This is a genomic window from Rhodoferax saidenbachensis (genome assembly GCF_031457975.1).
GTDB classification, from domain to species: domain Bacteria; phylum Pseudomonadota; class Gammaproteobacteria; order Burkholderiales; family Burkholderiaceae_C; genus Allorhodoferax; species Allorhodoferax saidenbachensis_A.
Window position 1 is genome coordinate 639,426 of the sequence record NZ_JAVDXO010000002.1, and the last position, 15,565, is coordinate 654,990.

Genomic DNA, 15,565 nt, shown 5'->3' on the forward strand with positions numbered 1-15,565 from the left:
GGGCGGGGGACACGTAGCAAAACGGTCGGCCGCCCCGCTCCCACCAACTACTTACCCTTGGCTTTCAAAGCTTTATCCAACCGCGGAAACACGCGACGCGCATTCCCCTCATAAATCTCAAACCGGTCTTCATTGCTCAAAATCTTCGACGCTTCGATATAGCGCTTGGTATCGTCGTAATAGTTGCCCGTCTGCGGATCAATGCCCCGCACCGCACCGATCATCTCGGACGCAAACAACACGTTCTTCACCGGGATCACGGTATTAAGCAAATCAATGCCGGGCTGGTGATACACACACGTGTCGAAGTAAATGTTGTTGAGCAGATGCTCTTCAAGCAATGGCTTTTTCAGCTCCTGCGCCAGACCGCGGAAACGGCCCCAGTGGTAGGGCACGGCGCCGCCACCATGGGGAATCAGGAACTTGAGTGTGGGGAACTGCTTGAACAGATCACTGGTCAGACACTGCATGAAGGCCGTCGTGTCTGCGTTCAGGTAATGGGCACCCGTGGTGTGGAAGCAGGCGTTGCAGCTGGTGCTGACGTGGATCATCGCGGGGATGTCGTACTCCACCATCTTCTCGTAGATGGGGAACCAATGCTTGTCGGACAGCGGGGGCGAAGTCCAATGGCCGCCGCTGGGGTCCGGGTTCAGGTTGATGCCCACATTGCCATACTGCTCCACACACTTCACCAGCTCGGGGATGCAGGTGGCGGGGTCCACACCCGGGCTTTGCGGCAGCATGGCCGCAGGGATGAAGTGGTCAGGGAACAGCTCGCTCACGCGGAAGCACAGCTCATTGCAGATGGCAGCCCAGGTGCTGGAGACATTGAAGTCACCAATGTGGTGGGCCATGAAGCTGGCGCGCGGGCTGAAGATGGTGAGGTCGGAGCCACGCTCCTTCATCAGGCGCAGCTGGTTGGACTCGATGGTCTCACGCAGCTCGTCGTCGCTGATCTTGAGGTCGGCTACCTTGGGGCCCAGCTCGGGCGTGTTGAGGTTGGCAATCTGAGCGTTGCGCCAGTTTTCCAGCGCCTTGGGCGCGGTGGTGTAGTGGCCGTGGCAGTCGATGATCATGGGGTGTCTCCTTGAATCTTGTGTGTGGTGCTCAGGCAGGTTCCATACCCTGGCGCTGTTTGGCCTCTGCCGCGTCTGCCGAGGCCATGAAGGCCAGCAGATCGCGCACCGCATCTGCATGTGTGGAACTGCTGCAAACACCGGCTGAAAATGTGGTGGTGATCTGGATGGCGGCGGGCAGCGCGCCGACGATGGCAATGCCGTCCACATGGATCAGTTCGCTGAGTTGTTGAAAGCCCAAGGCCACTTCGCCGTGGGCCACCAGCGTGCCCACGGGCACGCCGGGCGGTGCTTGCACGATGCGGCTCTGGATCGCATCGGCAATGCCCCAGCGCTCGAACAGCTTGGCCAAGGCCACGCCGCTGGGGCCCGTGGAATAGCTGAGGCTGGGGGCAGCCAGCACGGCTTGGCGCACTGCGTCTTCAGACGCGATGTTGGGCAACGCTGTGCCGGCACGCACGGCCACAGCCACGCCGGAGTGCACCAAGTCCACCTTGCTACCGGGCAGCACGCGGCCTGCGGCAACTAGCTTGTCGATAGCATCTGACGCCAAAAACACCACGTCGAATGGCTCACCCGCCTGCACGCGTTTGGCTGCATCCACACCGCCCACTGACTCGATCGCTATGGCGATGCCAGTGCGATCGGTATAGGCCGCAGCCAGCTCGGCCAGCAGCTGACGCGTGGCCATGGACGAGATGCCGCGCAAGGAGACGGGCAGGGAAGACGTAGGGCTTGGCATGGTGGCTATTCTGGTCTGCGGCTGGAGGTTTGATAAGGCAAACACCCCACTAGCAGCTATCTCAAATTGGCATAATCGACGAGCAGCTATTCGCTGATGCCACATTCCCATTTGGAGACCGCCATGGACCTGAAACAGCTGGAGTACTTTGTGCGGGTGGCCGAGCTGGGCAGCTTCACGCGCGCCTCCATCTCGCTGGACGTGGCCCAGCCCGCGCTGAGCCGACAGATCCGCCTGCTGGAGGTGGAGCTGCGACAAAACCTGCTGACGCGCAACGGCCGCGGTGCCGTGCCCACCGAAGCGGGCAAGCTGCTGCTGGAGCACGGGCGCGGCATCCTGCACCAGGTGCAGCTCACACGCGAAGAGCTGGGTGCAGCCCGCGGTGCGCTGGCCGGGCGCGTCTCCATCGGCCTGCCGCCCAGCCTGTCCAAGCTGATCACCGTGCCACTGGTGCTGGCGTTTCGCGAGCATTTGCCGCAGGCCCAGCTGACGCTGACCGAGGGCTTTTCGGTGCAGATGCACGAAGGCCTGCGCCTGGGCAATCTGGACATGGCCGTGCTCTACAACCCCGGCCAGAGCACCGAGCTGGAAATGAGCACGCTGGACGAAGACGAGCTGTCACTGATCTCGCACAACCCGCAGCCCGGCGCCGGTGGTAAGAAAAACAAGGCGGCACCAGCCATCAGCCTCAAGGAAGTGGCCGACCTGCCGCTGATCCTGCCCAGCCGGCCCAACGCGTTTCGCATTCTCATCGAGGGCGAGATGATGGCCATTGGCCGCCGCCCCGATGTGCTGCTGGAGGTGGATGGCCTGAACGCCATCCTGAACCTGGTGAAGGAAGGCATGGGCCACGCCGTGCTGCCCAGCTACACGCTGAGCAACTTCGACAACCCCGAGACCTTTACCGTGCAGGCCATCCACAGCCCGCGCATCATGAGCCAGCTGATGCTGGTGTGGTCGGCCCGCCGCCCCACCACGCAAACGCAGCGCAAGGCCATGGACGTGGTGAGCCAGGTCGTGCTGAAAGCGATCCACCGCTAGTCGGCCACGCCTTTTTTTGGCATAGCTGCTATGGCCGGCGCGGACTTGCCCGCGCTGGCACTGCCCCGCACACTGGCCCCAAACACACCGACAACGGGGACTGGGGCATGGTTAAGAGTACTCACAAATTGATAGCTGCTTGCGCACTGTTCATGGGGGCTAGCGGCCTCTTTTATGCAGAAAGTGCCGACGCGCAAAGTGCCGCCAGCTACCCCGGCAAGCCTATCCGCCTGGTGGTCCCCTTCACACCAGGCGGTTCCACTGACATCCTGGCCCGTGCCATCGGGCAGAAGCTCAACGAGGCCTGGGGCCAGCCCGTGGTGATTGACAACGTGCCCGGTGCGGGCGGCTCCATCGGGGCCGACAAGGTGGCCAAGGCGCCTGCCGATGGGTACACCCTGCTGATGGGCCACATCGGCACGCTGGCGGTCAACCCCTCGCTCTACCCCAACCTGCCCTACGACCCGGTCAAGAGCTTTGCCCCCGTGGCCTGGGTGGCGCGCGTACCCAATGTGCTGGTGGTGCACCCCAGCGTGCCTGCCAAAAACGTGCAGGAACTGGTGGCCCTGGCCAAGGCCAAGCCCGGGCAGCTGAACTACGGCTCTGGCGGCAACGGCAGCGCGGCGAATCTGGCCACCGAATACTTCAAACTGCAGACCAACACCTCGCTGCTGCACATCCCTTACCGCGGCACGGCACCGGCCGTGACCGATCTGGTGGGCGGCCAAATCCAGGTGCTGTTCACGGGCGCACCCGCCGTCATCAACCAGGTCAAGACCGGGCAGATGCGGGCACTGGCGGTCTCCAGCCCCAAGCGCATGGACGCGCTGCCCGACGTCCCCACCGTAGCCGAGTCCGGCTTCCCCGGGTTTGAGGCCGACCAGTGGTACGGCGTGGTGGCCCCGGTAGGCACACCGGCCGACATCGTGGCCAAACTCAACACCCAGATCAACCTAGCGCTCAACAGCCCGGAGTTGAAGACACGGCTGAACACCGAAGGCGCGATCGCCACACCCGACACCCCTGCCAACTTTGGCAAGCTGATCGTGCGGGAAATCGCGCGCTGGAAACCCGTGCTGAGCAATGGGCGCGTGAAGGCGGACTAGAACCGTCTACGCGTCCACACCGGCCCCGGCGCCACCGCATTCTCACGGATCCCCTTGGGCAGCAAGTTGCTGGTAGGCCGTGTTGTTGACCAGAATGTCAAGCCTTCCATAGGTGTCAACGGTCTGGGTGACGGTGGACTTCCCGACCCGTGATGCGCTGGCAGGCTCCTCTTTCACGATGGCGGCGGGCCGCTTGTCCGTACACAGCCATTCGGTCGGCCCTCCACACCCTCCGCCTGGTGCAGCGCCCCAGCTTGGTGGTCCAGTCATTGCCATTGCGGGTGAACAACTGGATGCGATCCCCCTGCACGCGTGTCAGCACGCGGTAGCCATCAAACTTGATCTCGAACACCCAATCCTTCGGATCACTGGTGGGACCGCCCACCAGTGTGGCCAGCTGCGGCGCCAGCGTGGCGGGCAAGGCGGCTTTCACGCCTGCGGTAGCCTTGGTGCGGGCCACCTATCGGGTGCCAGGTGCCGCCGTCCCAGATGATGCGCTTGTCGCGCGGGTCGTAGCTGGGGGCTGCCGTGCTCTTTTGGCCCCCACCCGCGGGCTCGGAGGTCACCGCAAAGTCGCGTCTGGATTTGTAGGCGCGCAGCTTGTCCACGGAGGCTATGGGCGAGACCTCAACCGCTGAGATAAATCGCGTTCATGGGAAAAGCGCACGGCTTTCCCTCGTTCCATTGTGTGCCCTGAACACACACGTGCCATGCGCCGCACTAGGGACAACCCTTGCTAGGGTTTTACCGCTTCCACGTTATCAGCGTCTTCCTGGAAAATTTCGCAAATAAAAGCACGGTCGTTCTATTTAACTTGAAAGACAAAATCATGTTGCGTGGCCTTTTCTCTTTGCAGTTCTGGAAATTTCAACCTCGGAGCTGGATGGCCTTCATCGCCATGGCGACCTTGGTCGCCGGCGGTGTCTCCGCTACGAACTACTCCTTATGGATCAACGGCCGCAATGGTGGAGGAGCCGTTGGGAACTATGCTGACTTCACCTACTGGGGCTCTTCCAGCACTGCGGCCGGGGTCAATAAAAAGGCCGTCAACTGGGACGGTACCAGCCGCATTTCCACCTCCAACGGCATCATTCGCAACGCGCTGGACTGCTATTGCACAGGTCAAAACTGGTGCTACATCGCCGTGCACAGCGCTGGCAATTTGCAAATCGGATATGCCATGTCGCTGTTTGGCGGCACTACCCGCAACATAAAAACTCCATCGCCTGGATCTGACGGAACTTGCGGAGATGCGGGTGGTACACAGACCGGCTGGAATATCAAATGGGTGGACGTTGCGGGCGGGGCCGCAGGCGGCAGCGAATTGGCAGACTTGGGAAGCTGGGCTGTCTCTGATGCGCTGACGCAGGATCTGCGCACCGCGACCGCTCGCGCCATGTACGACCACAACCAAACACGCAGCAAGTGGTTCTATATGTACGCTGGGGCCAATGGCACCGCCTATTCGGCCTTGCTTCCCGGTCAGGACGATGAGGCCGTGGCCTATCACTCATCCGGCGGCACCTCCGGCAGCAGTGGCCGCAGTCTCTGCAACCCCTCCGATTGGCTTTGCAATGATTTGAAGCTGGGCGTCGCCACCAACGAAGGCAGCTCGACCAAATGGAGCTACCACTCTGTGACGTTTCGGGACGACTCTGAATCGTTCAACCACTACACCAATGGAAGTTGGGGCGGTATCGTGTCCAAAGTGCGCACGGATATGGTGACCAACGCGCAATGATGAAACACGCCCGGTGGCTCGCCGCCACCGCAATAGCCGGCCTCGTGGTCGGCTATTTTTTCTGGGATGCTTCCGAAAACCCGGCAACCGCCGCATCCACACAACCTCTGGCACAGGCCCCTACGGCAGGAGCGCTGACCCCTGCGAGTGACGCAAGCGCCCCTCCAGCCCCTCCATCGTCTCGCCACCAGGAACAACGCAACCTCTGGCAAGCGCGGTACAACCGCGCGGCCCAAACTTTCAACAGCTACCGTGACGCCACGCGCTATCCACCAACATCGAGGCCACTCAGCGAACACGCCGACCAGGAACTCCCCTTTTCTCCCATCCTGGATGACCGCGTACTCCTGACAGGACCTGGAAAGGTGGCCAAAGGCGTACGGCTTCGAACCAGTCAAGAACGCGTTTTCTTGAGCGGAGAAGAGTCGGTGGAATTCAGACTCCAGGCTCTGGATGACAATGGCGCCGCCTTGCCCATGACCATTCGACGCTCCACCGCCTTCAACATTGCAGAAACAAAGGTCGGCACTTCCCTCATACAGAGTGAAGTACCCTTTTCAGACGACGGCGCAGGGGTAGACACCAAAGCGAACGATGGCATATACGTCGCTCGCTTGGTCCCCTTTACGCAAGGGTTTGCAGCCTACTCCGGCACCATCCGACTGGCGACCCAGGTGAATGTGAACGGGGAAGATGGCGAAGTAAGTTTTGATGTGGTGTACACCGCAGGTGTACCCGCTACCTGGCTGGGCGTGCGCGAGGCGCTGGAAAATGGATCCCTGAATTTTTACCTCAAAGCCCAAGTGCTGACCGCAGGACGTTACGTGGTGAGCGCCCGTGTGTACGACGCAAAAGGCAGGGCATTTGCGCTACTGCAATACAACGAGGAAGTCGCTGCAGGTGCCAGGGAATTCAAACTGCAACTGTTCGGTGCACTGGTAAGAGACTTGAATCCGGTATTTCCTCTGCGGCTGGCGGATGTGGAGGGTTTTTTGCTCAAACCCGATGTCTTCCCGGACCGGGCCATGATGGCACGCATCAAAGGCACGGCCCACACCACAGCCATCTACAAACTGGACCAATTTTCCAGCGCGGAATGGACCAGTGAAGAGCGGACGCGCTACCTCAACGAATACCGCTCAGACATGGAGAAAGCAAGCGACGCATTGAATGCGTTGCAGTAGGAGTTGGGGCGGTCTCGCCGTCCTGCGACAAGCCTATGCCCTAGCTGATCGTGGGCTTGGCGATCGTACTGACTTGGTTGGAGTTCTGCGACCACCCGACGCAACTTCAGCAGCCGCTGGTGTTGATGCTGTAGGTGTAATCATGTGGCGCGGCGGTGGCCCAAGCATTGCCGTAGGTAACGGAGCATGTTGCAGGATTTTTTGCTGAATTGAGCTTGAAGATGGTGTTTGGGTTGGCGATGGATACGGTAAATCCGCTGTACGCGATGGCCGTGTCGATCAAGTTGGTGTTGATGCTGGTGCCTGCACCTATCCACCCATAATTCATTCCATAAGTCTTACCTTGGTAAGTCAGCGTACCCATTTGGGCAGAGATGTCGCAGCCCGAAGTGAGGGCACATGCCATACGAAAATTGTTAGCGGTGGTGTGAATAGTGCCCATCAGCGCGTTGACGGCGGCCACCCGGGCAGAGGTTCCGAGGTCCACGAATTTCGGCAAGGCCACTGCACCCAGAACGCCCAGGACCACCACCACCATCACCAACTCAATGAGTGTGAAGCCAGTTTGATGCTGTAGTTTTTTTTGATGGTCTTGCATGGTCAATGCTTGTCTGTGCCTAGCGGGTACAAACTTCCGCGACAAACAGTATGAAATATATCTTGACGTGTGCGGCGATATTTGGTGTCGCTGTCGGTCATGCCCTCCTGCCGGACGCTGCCAATAGGCCATCCGCTCCACACCACATCGTCCACTCTGAAGAGTTCTACTGGTGGTTCCCCTTGTCCACGCGCTGGATATTGCGCAAGGGGATGGTTGGGGCTTTGGAGACGGGCATGGCGAAGGGAATGACCGCTATGGATTTACTAGCTGATTGCTCAATGGATACGTGGCCAGGGCCCCATTCTATGGTCAATCATTTCTAGAATTTCTCCGCAAAACTTTGTGGGTGGCAGTATGTGTGCGCTGGCTGTCGTGGTGGGAAAAAGATGAAGTGACTCACCTTGTTAGGCCAATGGATAGTGCTTCAACACCCACAGCAACAGATTCAGCGTGAAGAACGATGCGACGGTGGTGGCCAACAGGGCGGCGGCACTCACGTCTTCATGGCCATGCCGTTGCGCCAGGATGGGGTAGATGCCCAGCATGGGCATGGCGGCAAACAGCAGTGCCGCGGTGCGCAGCTGGGGGTCGCTGATGGGCACCACCCACATGAGTGCGATGAACACGCACAGCGGGTGCAGCAGCAGTTTGCCGATCACGATCTTGCCCACCGTACGGCGCTTGCCCTGCATGCGCAAGCCCACCAACGCACCGCCAATGACAAACAGCGCTACGGCGGTGGTGGCCTGTGAAAACAGCGTGACCGTGCGCCCAAACGGGCCGGGCAAATGCCACCCCAGCATTGAGCAGACAAAGCCTGCCAGGATAGCCACCAGCATGGGCGTGCGCAGCAGGCCCAGTAGCGTATCCCCCAGCACACGCCAGACGCTGCGACGGTGACCCTCGGAACTGGCTTCACTGGCGTCGGCCAGCGACATGAGGATGGGCAACTTCACCAAGTTCTCCACCACCATGTTCAGCGCCAGCGCTACGGGTGCGATGGCCCCCAGCGTGAGCGAGACCACGGGGTAGCCCACGTAGCCGCTGTTGGAGCAGCACATGCCCATGGCGAAGTAGGCGCGGTAGGTTTTCTCACCCTTGTCTATCCAGCGCGCCCAAGCGTAGCCGCCCAGCAGCATGGTGCACGAACCCAAGCCATAGGCCAGCAGGTAGTCGGTGTGCATGACCTCGCGCAGCGGGCGCTGTGACACGGCGCTGAACAGCAGCGCGGGCAACGCAAAGTTCAGCACAAACTTGCCCAGCACCCGCATATCGGCCTTGCTGAACACACCGAAACGCGTGGCAAGGAAACCTGCGGCAATGCACAGGTAGATGGGGCCGGTGATGGCCAGGATATCAAGCATCGGAACCTAAAGAAGGATTGGAAAGAAGGAGTGTGCCTGTCAGTCTTTGCGCGTGGCCAGCAGGGCGTCAGCATAGTCTTGCCAAGCCGCGCCCTTGGCCACGTCGGAAAACACGCCCGCACGGGCCTGATCGGCCACCCACTGGTGTTTCTCGGCAATGGCGCTGGCCATGGTGGGGGCGAAACCAGCCTCCTGCACCGTGCGGGCAGATTCGCGCATTTCTTCGGCGCGGCGCTGGCCGTGCTGCACCACGCGGCTGAAAAAGTAGGCACCCTGCTTCTCCCAGTCAATGCTGGGGAAAGTCTCGGCCAGCGTGGGCAGCACATGGTCTTCCACACCGTAGGCACGCGCGGTGGTGTAGCTCTCGATCACCAGCGCCTCCAGGCCCTTGATCATCACGCTGCGGCACATCTTGATGGCCGAGGCCACGCCAATCTCGGGCGCCACCGCGGTGGTGTCCATGCCCATGGCGTTGAGCGCATCTGCCAGTTCCGCCGCCAGCGCACCACCCAGCAACATGGGCACACGGATGCCATAGGGCGGCACCGAAGTCATCACGCCCGCCTCCACATAGTGGCCACCAGCAGCCTCGATGGCCTGCGCCGCCTGCTGCTTGGTGCCGGGGGATGCGGAATTGAGGTCCAGAAACACCGTGCCCGGTCGCAGATGGGGCGCCGCGGCTTGCGCCACGGCCAACGTGTTGGAGGCGGTGACCGTGGACATGAGCACATCGCTCTGCGCGCACACCGCCTGCAATGAATCTACCGGGTTGAGTTGCGCCGCCAGTGCCTGCGCATGCAGGGCGTCGCGCGTGGGCGTACCGGGGGCCAACTTCAGGTCCCACACCTGGGTGGACTGAAAATGCGGGCGCAACCCGGCGGCGAAGGTGTGCCCCACTTCACCATAGCCCACCAGCCCCAGATGCTGCAACGACAAGGCCATGGCGTGCTTCCCGCGCTCAGAGTTTGGGCACGTTGGCCTTGGCGATCACATCGCTCCAGCGCTTGATTTCGCTGGCCAGTAGCTCGCCCAGCTTCTCGGGCGTGGAGCCGCGTGCTTCCACATTCAGCTCATACAGTTTCTTCTTCACGTCGGGCGAGTTCACTGCGGCCTGCACTTCCTTGTTCAGGCGGGCGATCACGTCCTTGGGCGTCTTGGCCGGGGCGGCCAGCGCGTTCCAAGAGGAAACGTCGAAGTCCTTCACGCCGCTTTGCATCAGCGTGGGCACATCCGGCAGCTGGCTGGCGCGCGTGTCGCTCAGCACGGCCAGCGCGCGGATGGCTTTGGACTGCACCTGGCCCATCATGGGGCCCAGAATTTCCACCGCTACATCGATCTGCCCGCCGCGCAGCGCGGTGGTCAATGCGGGGGTGCCGTTGAAGGGGACGACCAAAAAGTCCACGCCCGCGCGGGTCTTGAGCAGTTCTGCCGCCAGGTTTTGTGTGCTGCCAATATTCACGGTGCCCACATTCAGTTTGCCGGGATTGGCCTTGGCATAGGCCAGCAGGTCGGCCATGGTCTTGTAGGGAGCATTGGGCGAGGCCAGCACCGCCAGGTCAAAGTAGCCCATGGTGGAGATGGGCGCAAAGTCGCGCACGGCATCAAACGGCAGGCTCTTGAACAGGCCCGCGCTCACCGCGGTGCCGTTGGACATCAGCAGCAGCGTGTAGCCATCGGGCTCGGCCTTGGCCACGGCGTCACCCGCCACCACGCCACCGGCGCCTGGCTTGTTGTCCACCACGATGGGCTGGCCCAGCGACTCGGACATCTTCTGCGCCACGGTGCGCGCGGTCAGGTCGGCCACGCCACCGGCCCCAAACGGAACCACCAAGCGGATGGGCTTGGACGGAAAGGTGTCGGCCAGCACGGGGGTCGCACCCAGCACGCCAGCCAGCACCGCTGCCAGTACAGAGGAAAGTAGTTGGTTCATGGTTTTCATAAGTTTTAGGCCTGTAGCCCCCGTGAATATTGCGCCATCAGCTATCAAATTCATAGTGCTACCGAGCGACGCCCAGCAGCTTGTCCAAGAGCGCAGGCTGTTCCTGCAGCCCCTTGGCCGTGCCGCTGTGCACCACTGTGCCCCGGTCCAGCACCGCCGCCGTATCGCTGATCGCCAGGATGGCCTGCGGGTGCTGTTCCACGATGATGGCGCTGAGGCCCTCTTCGCGCGTGATGCGACGAATGGCACGCAGCAGCTCCTGCACGATGATGGGCGCCAGTCCTTCGCAGGGCTCGTCCAGCAGCAGCAGCGTGGGGTTGAGCACCAGCGCGCGGCCCACGGCCAGCATCTGCTGCTCTCCACCCGATAGCTGCGTGCCCAGGTTGGTCTTGCGCTCGGCCAGGCGCGGAAACAGCTCATACACGCGGGCAGGCGTCCACATGGCCGCCTTACGCCCCGCACGGGCAGGCCGGGCCACCGCTGTCAGGTTCTCGTCCACGGTCAGGGACTTGAAGATATTGCGCTCCTGCGGCACCCAGCCAATGCCGGCCGCCGCACGCTCGTGTTGGGGCAGCTTGTGCAGGGTTGTGCCACCCAGGGCAATGGTGCCACCGTGCTGGCGCGTGGCGCCGGCCAGGGTGTTCATGAAGGTGGTCTTGCCAGTGCCGTTGCGTCCCAGCAGCGCCAGGGTTTCGCCTTCGTTGATGCTGACGGACACACCATGCAGCACCACGGCTTCGCCATAGCCAGCCGACAGGTTCTCGACTTTGAGCAGCTCAGCCATGGTGGGCCTCCTCGCCTTCGGCATGGCCCAGGTAGACGGCCTTGACCTGCGGATCGTTGGCAATCTGCTCGGGGTCGCCCTCGGTCAGCAAGGTTCCGTTGACCAGCACCGTCATGCGGTTGGCAAAGCTAAACACCAGATCCATGTCATGTTCAATCAAAAGGATGGACACATCGGCCGGCAGGGCCGCCACGGTTTGCAGCAGTTCTTCGCGCTCACCCGCGGGCACACCGGCCACGGGCTCGTCCAGCAGCAGCACACGCGGCTCGCAGGCCAGCGCAATCGCAATCTCCAGCAGGCGGCGCTTGCCGTAGGCCAGCACCCGGGTTTCCTGCGCCATTACGCTGGTCAGGTGAAACTGCTCCAGCAGTTGCTCGCAGCGCTCGGTCACGCGCCGGTTGCTGCCCAGCGCCTGCCACCACTTGCCGCCCAGGCCCTGGTGCTGGCTGACCACCATGGCCAGGGTTTCCATGGGCGACAGTGTGTCAAACAGCTGGTTGATCTGAAAGGTGCGCACCATGCCGCGGCGCACGCGCTGATGCGGCGCAAGGTTGGTGATGTCCTGGCCTTCCAGGATGATCTTGCCCTCGGTGGGTTGCAGCACGCCGGTCAGCAAGTTGATCAGCGTGGTCTTGCCGGCACCGTTGGGGCCAATCAGCGCGTGGCGGGCACCTTGCTTTAGGTCCAGGCTGACGTTGTTGGTGGCAGTGATACCACCAAACTTCATCACTAGGCCCTGGGCGCTGAGGACGGTTGCTGCAGCGTTGCTTGTGGGGTTGCTCATGCGGCACCTCCGGTCTTGTTCTTCTTGGCGGAGCCGAACCAGGTCCAGGGCCGCACCAGGCGCTCACGCCCGACCAGCACCAGCACTACGAGGAACAGGCCAATCCAGAAGGTCCAGTACTGCGGGGTGATGTTGGAGAGGAAGTCCTGCATGAGTTTGAAAACCAGCGCACCGGCCACACCGCCATACAGCCAGCCCACGCCGCCGATCACCAGCACCAACATCACGTCTGCCGAGCGGTGGAACTCGAACACGTCCAGCGAGGCAAAGCCCGAGGTCTGCGCCAGCAGGGCACCGGCCGCACCGGCTGCACCGGCTGCCACCGTGTAGGCCACGGCCAGGCGCTGCGACACGGGAATGCCAATGGCCATGGCGCGCAGGCGGTTGTCATGGATGGCCTTGAGCGTGGCGCCAAACGGCGAACCCACAAAGCGGCGTGCCAGCACAAACAGAATGAGCAGCACGGTGAGCGAATACCAGGCCGCAGTCTGGCCGGCCAGGTCAAACTCGAAGCGACCCAGCAACGGCCCCATGACCACGCCCTGCAGGCCGTCGGCACCGCCAGTCAGCCAATCCAACTTGTTGGCCAGCTCCATGAGGATCAGGCCCACACCCAGGGTGACCATCAGGCGGGTCAGGTCGGTGCCGCGCAGGATGGTGACGCTGCAAACAGCGCCCAGCACGGTGGCGGTGGCGACGCCCACGGCCAGCCCGACCAGCGGGTCCGGCATGACCAGCTTGGCAAACAGCGCGGCCGAGTAGGCGCCCATGCCAAAGAAGGCGGCGTGGCCCAGTGAGACGATGCCGGTGTAGCCCAGGATGATGTCCAGCGAGAGCGCAAACAGCGCGACGATGGCGATCTCGTTGATGATGAGCGCGTGGCTGGACAGCAGCCAGGGCGAGGTCAGAGCCAGCGCCCACAGCACGATTTCCCACCAGCGCCAGCGGCGCGCGGCCAAGAGGATGTTGGGCTTGGAGGTTGCGGTGGTCATGCCTTGCCCCCTTTGCGCACAAACAGGCCCTGCGGGCGCCACACCAGAATCAGGATCATCAGGCTGTAGACGATGAAGGCGCCCAGCTTGGGGATGTAGTACTTGCCGGCGACGTCGGCAATACCCAGCAGCAGGGCCGCAAGCAGCGGGCCGGTGATGCTGGAGGTGCCGCCCACGGCGACCACGATCAAAAAGTAAATCATGAACTTGAGGGGAAAGGTGGGGTCCATGCCCAGCACATCGGCACCCAACGCACCACCCAGGCCGGCCAGGCCCGAGCCGACGGCAAAGGTGGAGAGAAAGACCACGTTCACATTGATGCCCAGACCTGCGGCCACGCGCTGGTCGTCCACCGACGCGCGCAGGCGGCTGCCAAAGCGGGTCTTGGTCAGGATGTATTGCAGGGCGATGGTGAGCGCGGCACACACAGCGATGATGAACAGGCGGTAGTGGCCCATGCCCAGCATCCAGGCGCCTTCGCCCAGTTCGGTGCGGCCTTTGAGCCATTCAGGCAGTTGCAGGATTTGTTGGGTGGAGCCCACAAAGTAGTCCACCGCGGCCACGGCCATGAAGGTCAGACCGATGGAGAACAGCACCTGGTCCAGATGGGGCTTGTGGTACAGCGGGCGGTACAGCGTGCGCTCCAACACGGCGCCCAGCAGGGCGGCCCCGATGAAGGCGGCCGGCAGGCACAGCAGGAAGGGCACATCGAGCCGCTGCATAAGTAGCACGGTGATGTAGCCCCCCACCATGGCAAACGCACCGTGGGCCAGGTTGATGAAGTTCATCAGGCCCATGGTCACCGCCAAGCCTACGGCCAGGATGAACAGCAGCATGCCGTAGGCAATGCCGTCGAAAAGCAGGGTCAACATAATTTACCTATCCATATCTCGCAAAGCAGGCCCTGCGCTAGTGCGGGCAACAAAAAAGCGAAGGGAGTGCCATCGCTTTTTTGCCTGGGTGTGCGTGCCGGGTTATTTGTTTTTACCCGGATCCTTCACGTCCTTGATCACATCGAACTCGATGTTGTAGAGCTGGCCATCCTTCTTCTCGACCTTGCGCAGGTAGATGTTTTGCACCACGTCGCGGGTTTGCGCATCGATGAACATGGGGCCGCGGGGGCTCTCGAAAATCTGGCCCTTCATGGCGGCCAACAGGGCGTCGCCGCCACCGGCACCCTTGGTGACCTTGAGCGCCTCGTAAATCACGCGCATGCCGTCATAGCCACCGACGGCCATGAAGTTGGGGCGCAGGTTGTTGTTGGCCTTTTGGAAGGCTTCAACAAACTTCTTGTTCACGGCCGAGGGGTGGGCCGTGGAATAGTGGTGCGAGGTGACCACGCCCAGGGCGCCGTCGCCCATGTCGTTCAACTGGTCGTCATCGGTCACGTCGCCGGTACCAATGAGCTTGATGCCAGCCTTGTCCATACCGCGCTCCAGAAACTGCTTCATCACCGCAGCGCCCGCGCCGGAGGGCACAAACACAAACAGCGCATCGGGCTTCAGGTCACGCACCTTCTGCAGGAAGGGGGCGAAGTCCGGGTTGCGCAACGGCACGCGCAGGCTCTCGGTGATCTGACCACCGTTGAACAGCATGCGCTCCTTGAAGTACTTCTCCGCGTCGATGCCGGGGCCGTAGTCGGACACCAGGGTCACGACCTTCTTGATGCCGTTCTTGGGCGCCCAGTCGGCCAGCGCCACAGAGGCCTGGGGCAGCGTGAAGCTGGTGCGCACCACATACGGCGAGGCTTCGGTGATGCTGGAGGTTGCCGCAGCCATCACCACCAACGGGGTCTTGGACTGGGTGGCGATCGCGGCAGTGGCCAGCGCAGAAGGCGTGATGCCCATGCCGGCGAGCACATTGACCTTGTCGTTCACCACCAGCTCCTGCGCCAGGCGCTTGGTCACGTCGGGGATGCTGGTGTCGTCCTTGATGATGAGCTGAACTTTTTTGCCACCAATCATGTCGCCGTTTTGCGCCATGTAGAGCTTGGCCGCGGCTTCGATCTGGCGGCCGGTGGTGGCTTGTTGGCCGGTCATGGGCAGGATCAGGCCGATCTTGAAAGTGTTGTCCTGCGCGAGGGCCACGGTGCCCACCAGGGCCAGGCTGGCCAGTGCGGTGGCACGGAGGAAGTGACGCTTGTTCATGTGCTGTCTCCTATTGGGTTTTGTAATCTCACACTTGCAGAAATATCGCCGTTAAACGGGACTT

The 15,565-nt window shown here is 62.0% G+C and carries 16 protein-coding genes; 4 read left to right on the plus strand and 12 right to left on the minus strand.

What is annotated here, in order from left to right:
• Nucleotides 1–47: 47 nt before the first annotated feature.
• Both J2X15_RS07215 and J2X15_RS07220 read right to left on the minus strand, forming a co-directional pair.
• A complete protein-coding gene (locus J2X15_RS07215; protein ID WP_310340862.1) occupies nucleotides 48–1,076 on the minus strand; it encodes an amidohydrolase family protein in 1,029 nt (342 codons plus the stop codon).
• 31 nt (nucleotides 1,077–1,107) lie between these two features.
• Complete coding sequence (locus J2X15_RS07220) at nucleotides 1,108–1,818, minus strand: substrate-binding domain-containing protein (protein ID WP_310340864.1); 711 nt, start codon at nucleotides 1,816–1,818, stop codon at nucleotides 1,108–1,110.
• A 123-nt stretch (nucleotides 1,819–1,941) separates the two neighbouring features.
• On the opposite strand from J2X15_RS07220, the gene J2X15_RS07225 reads away from it, so the two are divergent.
• Together J2X15_RS07225 and J2X15_RS07230 are read left to right on the plus strand one after the other, a co-directional pair.
• Nucleotides 1,942–2,859 (plus strand): LysR family transcriptional regulator, encoded by a 918-nt coding sequence (locus J2X15_RS07225; protein WP_310340865.1) that lies wholly within the window; start codon nucleotides 1,942–1,944, stop codon nucleotides 2,857–2,859.
• A gap of 152 nt (nucleotides 2,860–3,011) precedes the next feature.
• On the plus strand, nucleotides 3,012–3,965 hold the full coding sequence (locus tag J2X15_RS07230) for a Bug family tripartite tricarboxylate transporter substrate binding protein (protein ID WP_310341239.1): 954 nt from the start codon (nucleotides 3,012–3,014) through the stop codon (nucleotides 3,963–3,965).
• 115 nt (nucleotides 3,966–4,080) lie between these two features.
• Here the strand turns inward: J2X15_RS07230 and J2X15_RS07235 are convergent, their stop codons facing one another.
• Nucleotides 4,081–4,425 carry an ATP-dependent DNA ligase gene (locus J2X15_RS07235; RefSeq protein WP_310340867.1) on the minus strand — a complete coding sequence of 115 codons (345 nt, stop codon included), beginning with the start codon at nucleotides 4,423–4,425 and terminating at the stop codon, nucleotides 4,081–4,083.
• A gap of 273 nt (nucleotides 4,426–4,698) precedes the next feature.
• Between J2X15_RS07235 and J2X15_RS07240 the strand changes: the two genes are divergently transcribed.
• The gene (locus J2X15_RS07240) at nucleotides 4,699–5,706 is read left to right on the plus strand and encodes a hypothetical protein (protein ID WP_310340868.1); all 1,008 of its coding nucleotides are present in this window, start codon (nucleotides 4,699–4,701) and stop codon (nucleotides 5,704–5,706) included.
• Nucleotides 5,703–6,890, plus strand: a complete 1,188-nt coding sequence (locus J2X15_RS07245) for a choice-of-anchor X domain-containing protein (protein WP_310340869.1) — start codon at nucleotides 5,703–5,705, stop codon at nucleotides 6,888–6,890. The genes J2X15_RS07240 and J2X15_RS07245 overlap by 4 nt, the downstream gene beginning before the upstream one ends.
• A 106-nt stretch (nucleotides 6,891–6,996) precedes the next feature.
• Here the strand turns inward: J2X15_RS07245 and J2X15_RS07250 are convergent, their stop codons facing one another.
• The 9 genes from J2X15_RS07250 to J2X15_RS07290 form a co-directional block, all read right to left on the minus strand.
• Entirely contained in the window at nucleotides 6,997–7,488 is a 492-nt protein-coding gene (locus J2X15_RS07250; protein WP_310340870.1) for a prepilin-type N-terminal cleavage/methylation domain-containing protein, read from the minus strand.
• Between the two features lie 407 nt (nucleotides 7,489–7,895).
• Nucleotides 7,896–8,855: an AEC family transporter gene (locus tag J2X15_RS07255; protein ID WP_310340872.1), complete on the minus strand. Its 960-nt coding sequence runs from the start codon at nucleotides 8,853–8,855 to the stop codon at nucleotides 7,896–7,898.
• A 39-nt stretch (nucleotides 8,856–8,894) separates the two neighbouring features.
• The gene (locus tag J2X15_RS07260) at nucleotides 8,895–9,791 is read right to left on the minus strand and encodes an NAD(P)-dependent oxidoreductase (protein WP_310341242.1); all 897 of its coding nucleotides are present in this window, start codon (nucleotides 9,789–9,791) and stop codon (nucleotides 8,895–8,897) included.
• Between the two features lie 22 nt (nucleotides 9,792–9,813).
• Nucleotides 9,814–10,794 carry a Bug family tripartite tricarboxylate transporter substrate binding protein gene (locus J2X15_RS07265; protein WP_310340873.1) on the minus strand — a complete coding sequence of 327 codons (981 nt, stop codon included), beginning with the start codon at nucleotides 10,792–10,794 and terminating at the stop codon, nucleotides 9,814–9,816.
• 58 nt (nucleotides 10,795–10,852) lie between these two features.
• A complete protein-coding gene (locus tag J2X15_RS07270) occupies nucleotides 10,853–11,578 on the minus strand; it encodes an ABC transporter ATP-binding protein (protein WP_310340874.1) in 726 nt (241 codons plus the stop codon).
• Nucleotides 11,571–12,362 carry an ABC transporter ATP-binding protein gene (locus J2X15_RS07275; protein ID WP_310340876.1) on the minus strand — a complete coding sequence of 264 codons (792 nt, stop codon included), beginning with the start codon at nucleotides 12,360–12,362 and terminating at the stop codon, nucleotides 11,571–11,573. Before J2X15_RS07275 ends, J2X15_RS07270 begins: the two co-directional genes overlap by 8 nt.
• Nucleotides 12,359–13,354 carry a branched-chain amino acid ABC transporter permease gene (locus tag J2X15_RS07280; RefSeq protein ID WP_310340877.1) on the minus strand — a complete coding sequence of 332 codons (996 nt, stop codon included), beginning with the start codon at nucleotides 13,352–13,354 and terminating at the stop codon, nucleotides 12,359–12,361. The genes J2X15_RS07275 and J2X15_RS07280 overlap by 4 nt, the downstream gene beginning before the upstream one ends.
• Nucleotides 13,351–14,226, minus strand: coding sequence for a branched-chain amino acid ABC transporter permease (locus J2X15_RS07285; protein WP_310340879.1), 876 nt, complete (start codon nucleotides 14,224–14,226; stop codon nucleotides 13,351–13,353). Before J2X15_RS07285 ends, J2X15_RS07280 begins: the two co-directional genes overlap by 4 nt.
• A gap of 102 nt (nucleotides 14,227–14,328) precedes the next feature.
• Nucleotides 14,329–15,501 carry an ABC transporter substrate-binding protein gene (locus J2X15_RS07290; RefSeq protein WP_310340882.1) on the minus strand — a complete coding sequence of 391 codons (1,173 nt, stop codon included), beginning with the start codon at nucleotides 15,499–15,501 and terminating at the stop codon, nucleotides 14,329–14,331.
• Nucleotides 15,502–15,565: the final 64 nt, after the last annotated feature.

Excerpts from the sequence above, each read along its gene's own strand:
- J2X15_RS07250 (WP_310340870.1), bottom strand. The coding sequence starts at position 7,488 with ATGCAAGACCATCAAAAAAAACTACAGCATCAAACTGGCTTCACACTC.
- J2X15_RS07275 (WP_310340876.1), bottom strand. The coding sequence starts at position 12,362 with ATGAGCAACCCCACAAGCAACGCTGCAGCAACCGTCCTCAGCGCCCAG.
- J2X15_RS07290 (WP_310340882.1), bottom strand. The coding sequence starts at position 15,501 with ATGAACAAGCGTCACTTCCTCCGTGCCACCGCACTGGCCAGCCTGGCC.
- J2X15_RS07255 (WP_310340872.1), bottom strand. The coding sequence starts at position 8,855 with ATGCTTGATATCCTGGCCATCACCGGCCCCATCTACCTGTGCATTGCC.
- J2X15_RS07265 (WP_310340873.1), bottom strand. The coding sequence starts at position 10,794 with ATGAAAACCATGAACCAACTACTTTCCTCTGTACTGGCAGCGGTGCTG.
- J2X15_RS07225 (WP_310340865.1), top strand. The coding sequence starts at position 1,942 with ATGGACCTGAAACAGCTGGAGTACTTTGTGCGGGTGGCCGAGCTGGGC.
- J2X15_RS07285 (WP_310340879.1), bottom strand. The coding sequence starts at position 14,226 with ATGTTGACCCTGCTTTTCGACGGCATTGCCTACGGCATGCTGCTGTTC.
- J2X15_RS07230 (WP_310341239.1), top strand. The coding sequence starts at position 3,012 with ATGGGGGCTAGCGGCCTCTTTTATGCAGAAAGTGCCGACGCGCAAAGT.
- J2X15_RS07215 (WP_310340862.1), bottom strand. The coding sequence starts at position 1,076 with ATGATCATCGACTGCCACGGCCACTACACCACCGCGCCCAAGGCGCTG.
- J2X15_RS07270 (WP_310340874.1), bottom strand. The coding sequence starts at position 11,578 with ATGGCTGAGCTGCTCAAAGTCGAGAACCTGTCGGCTGGCTATGGCGAA.
- J2X15_RS07245 (WP_310340869.1), top strand. The coding sequence starts at position 5,703 with ATGATGAAACACGCCCGGTGGCTCGCCGCCACCGCAATAGCCGGCCTC.
- J2X15_RS07220 (WP_310340864.1), bottom strand. The coding sequence starts at position 1,818 with ATGCCAAGCCCTACGTCTTCCCTGCCCGTCTCCTTGCGCGGCATCTCG.
- J2X15_RS07280 (WP_310340877.1), bottom strand. The coding sequence starts at position 13,354 with ATGACCACCGCAACCTCCAAGCCCAACATCCTCTTGGCCGCGCGCCGC.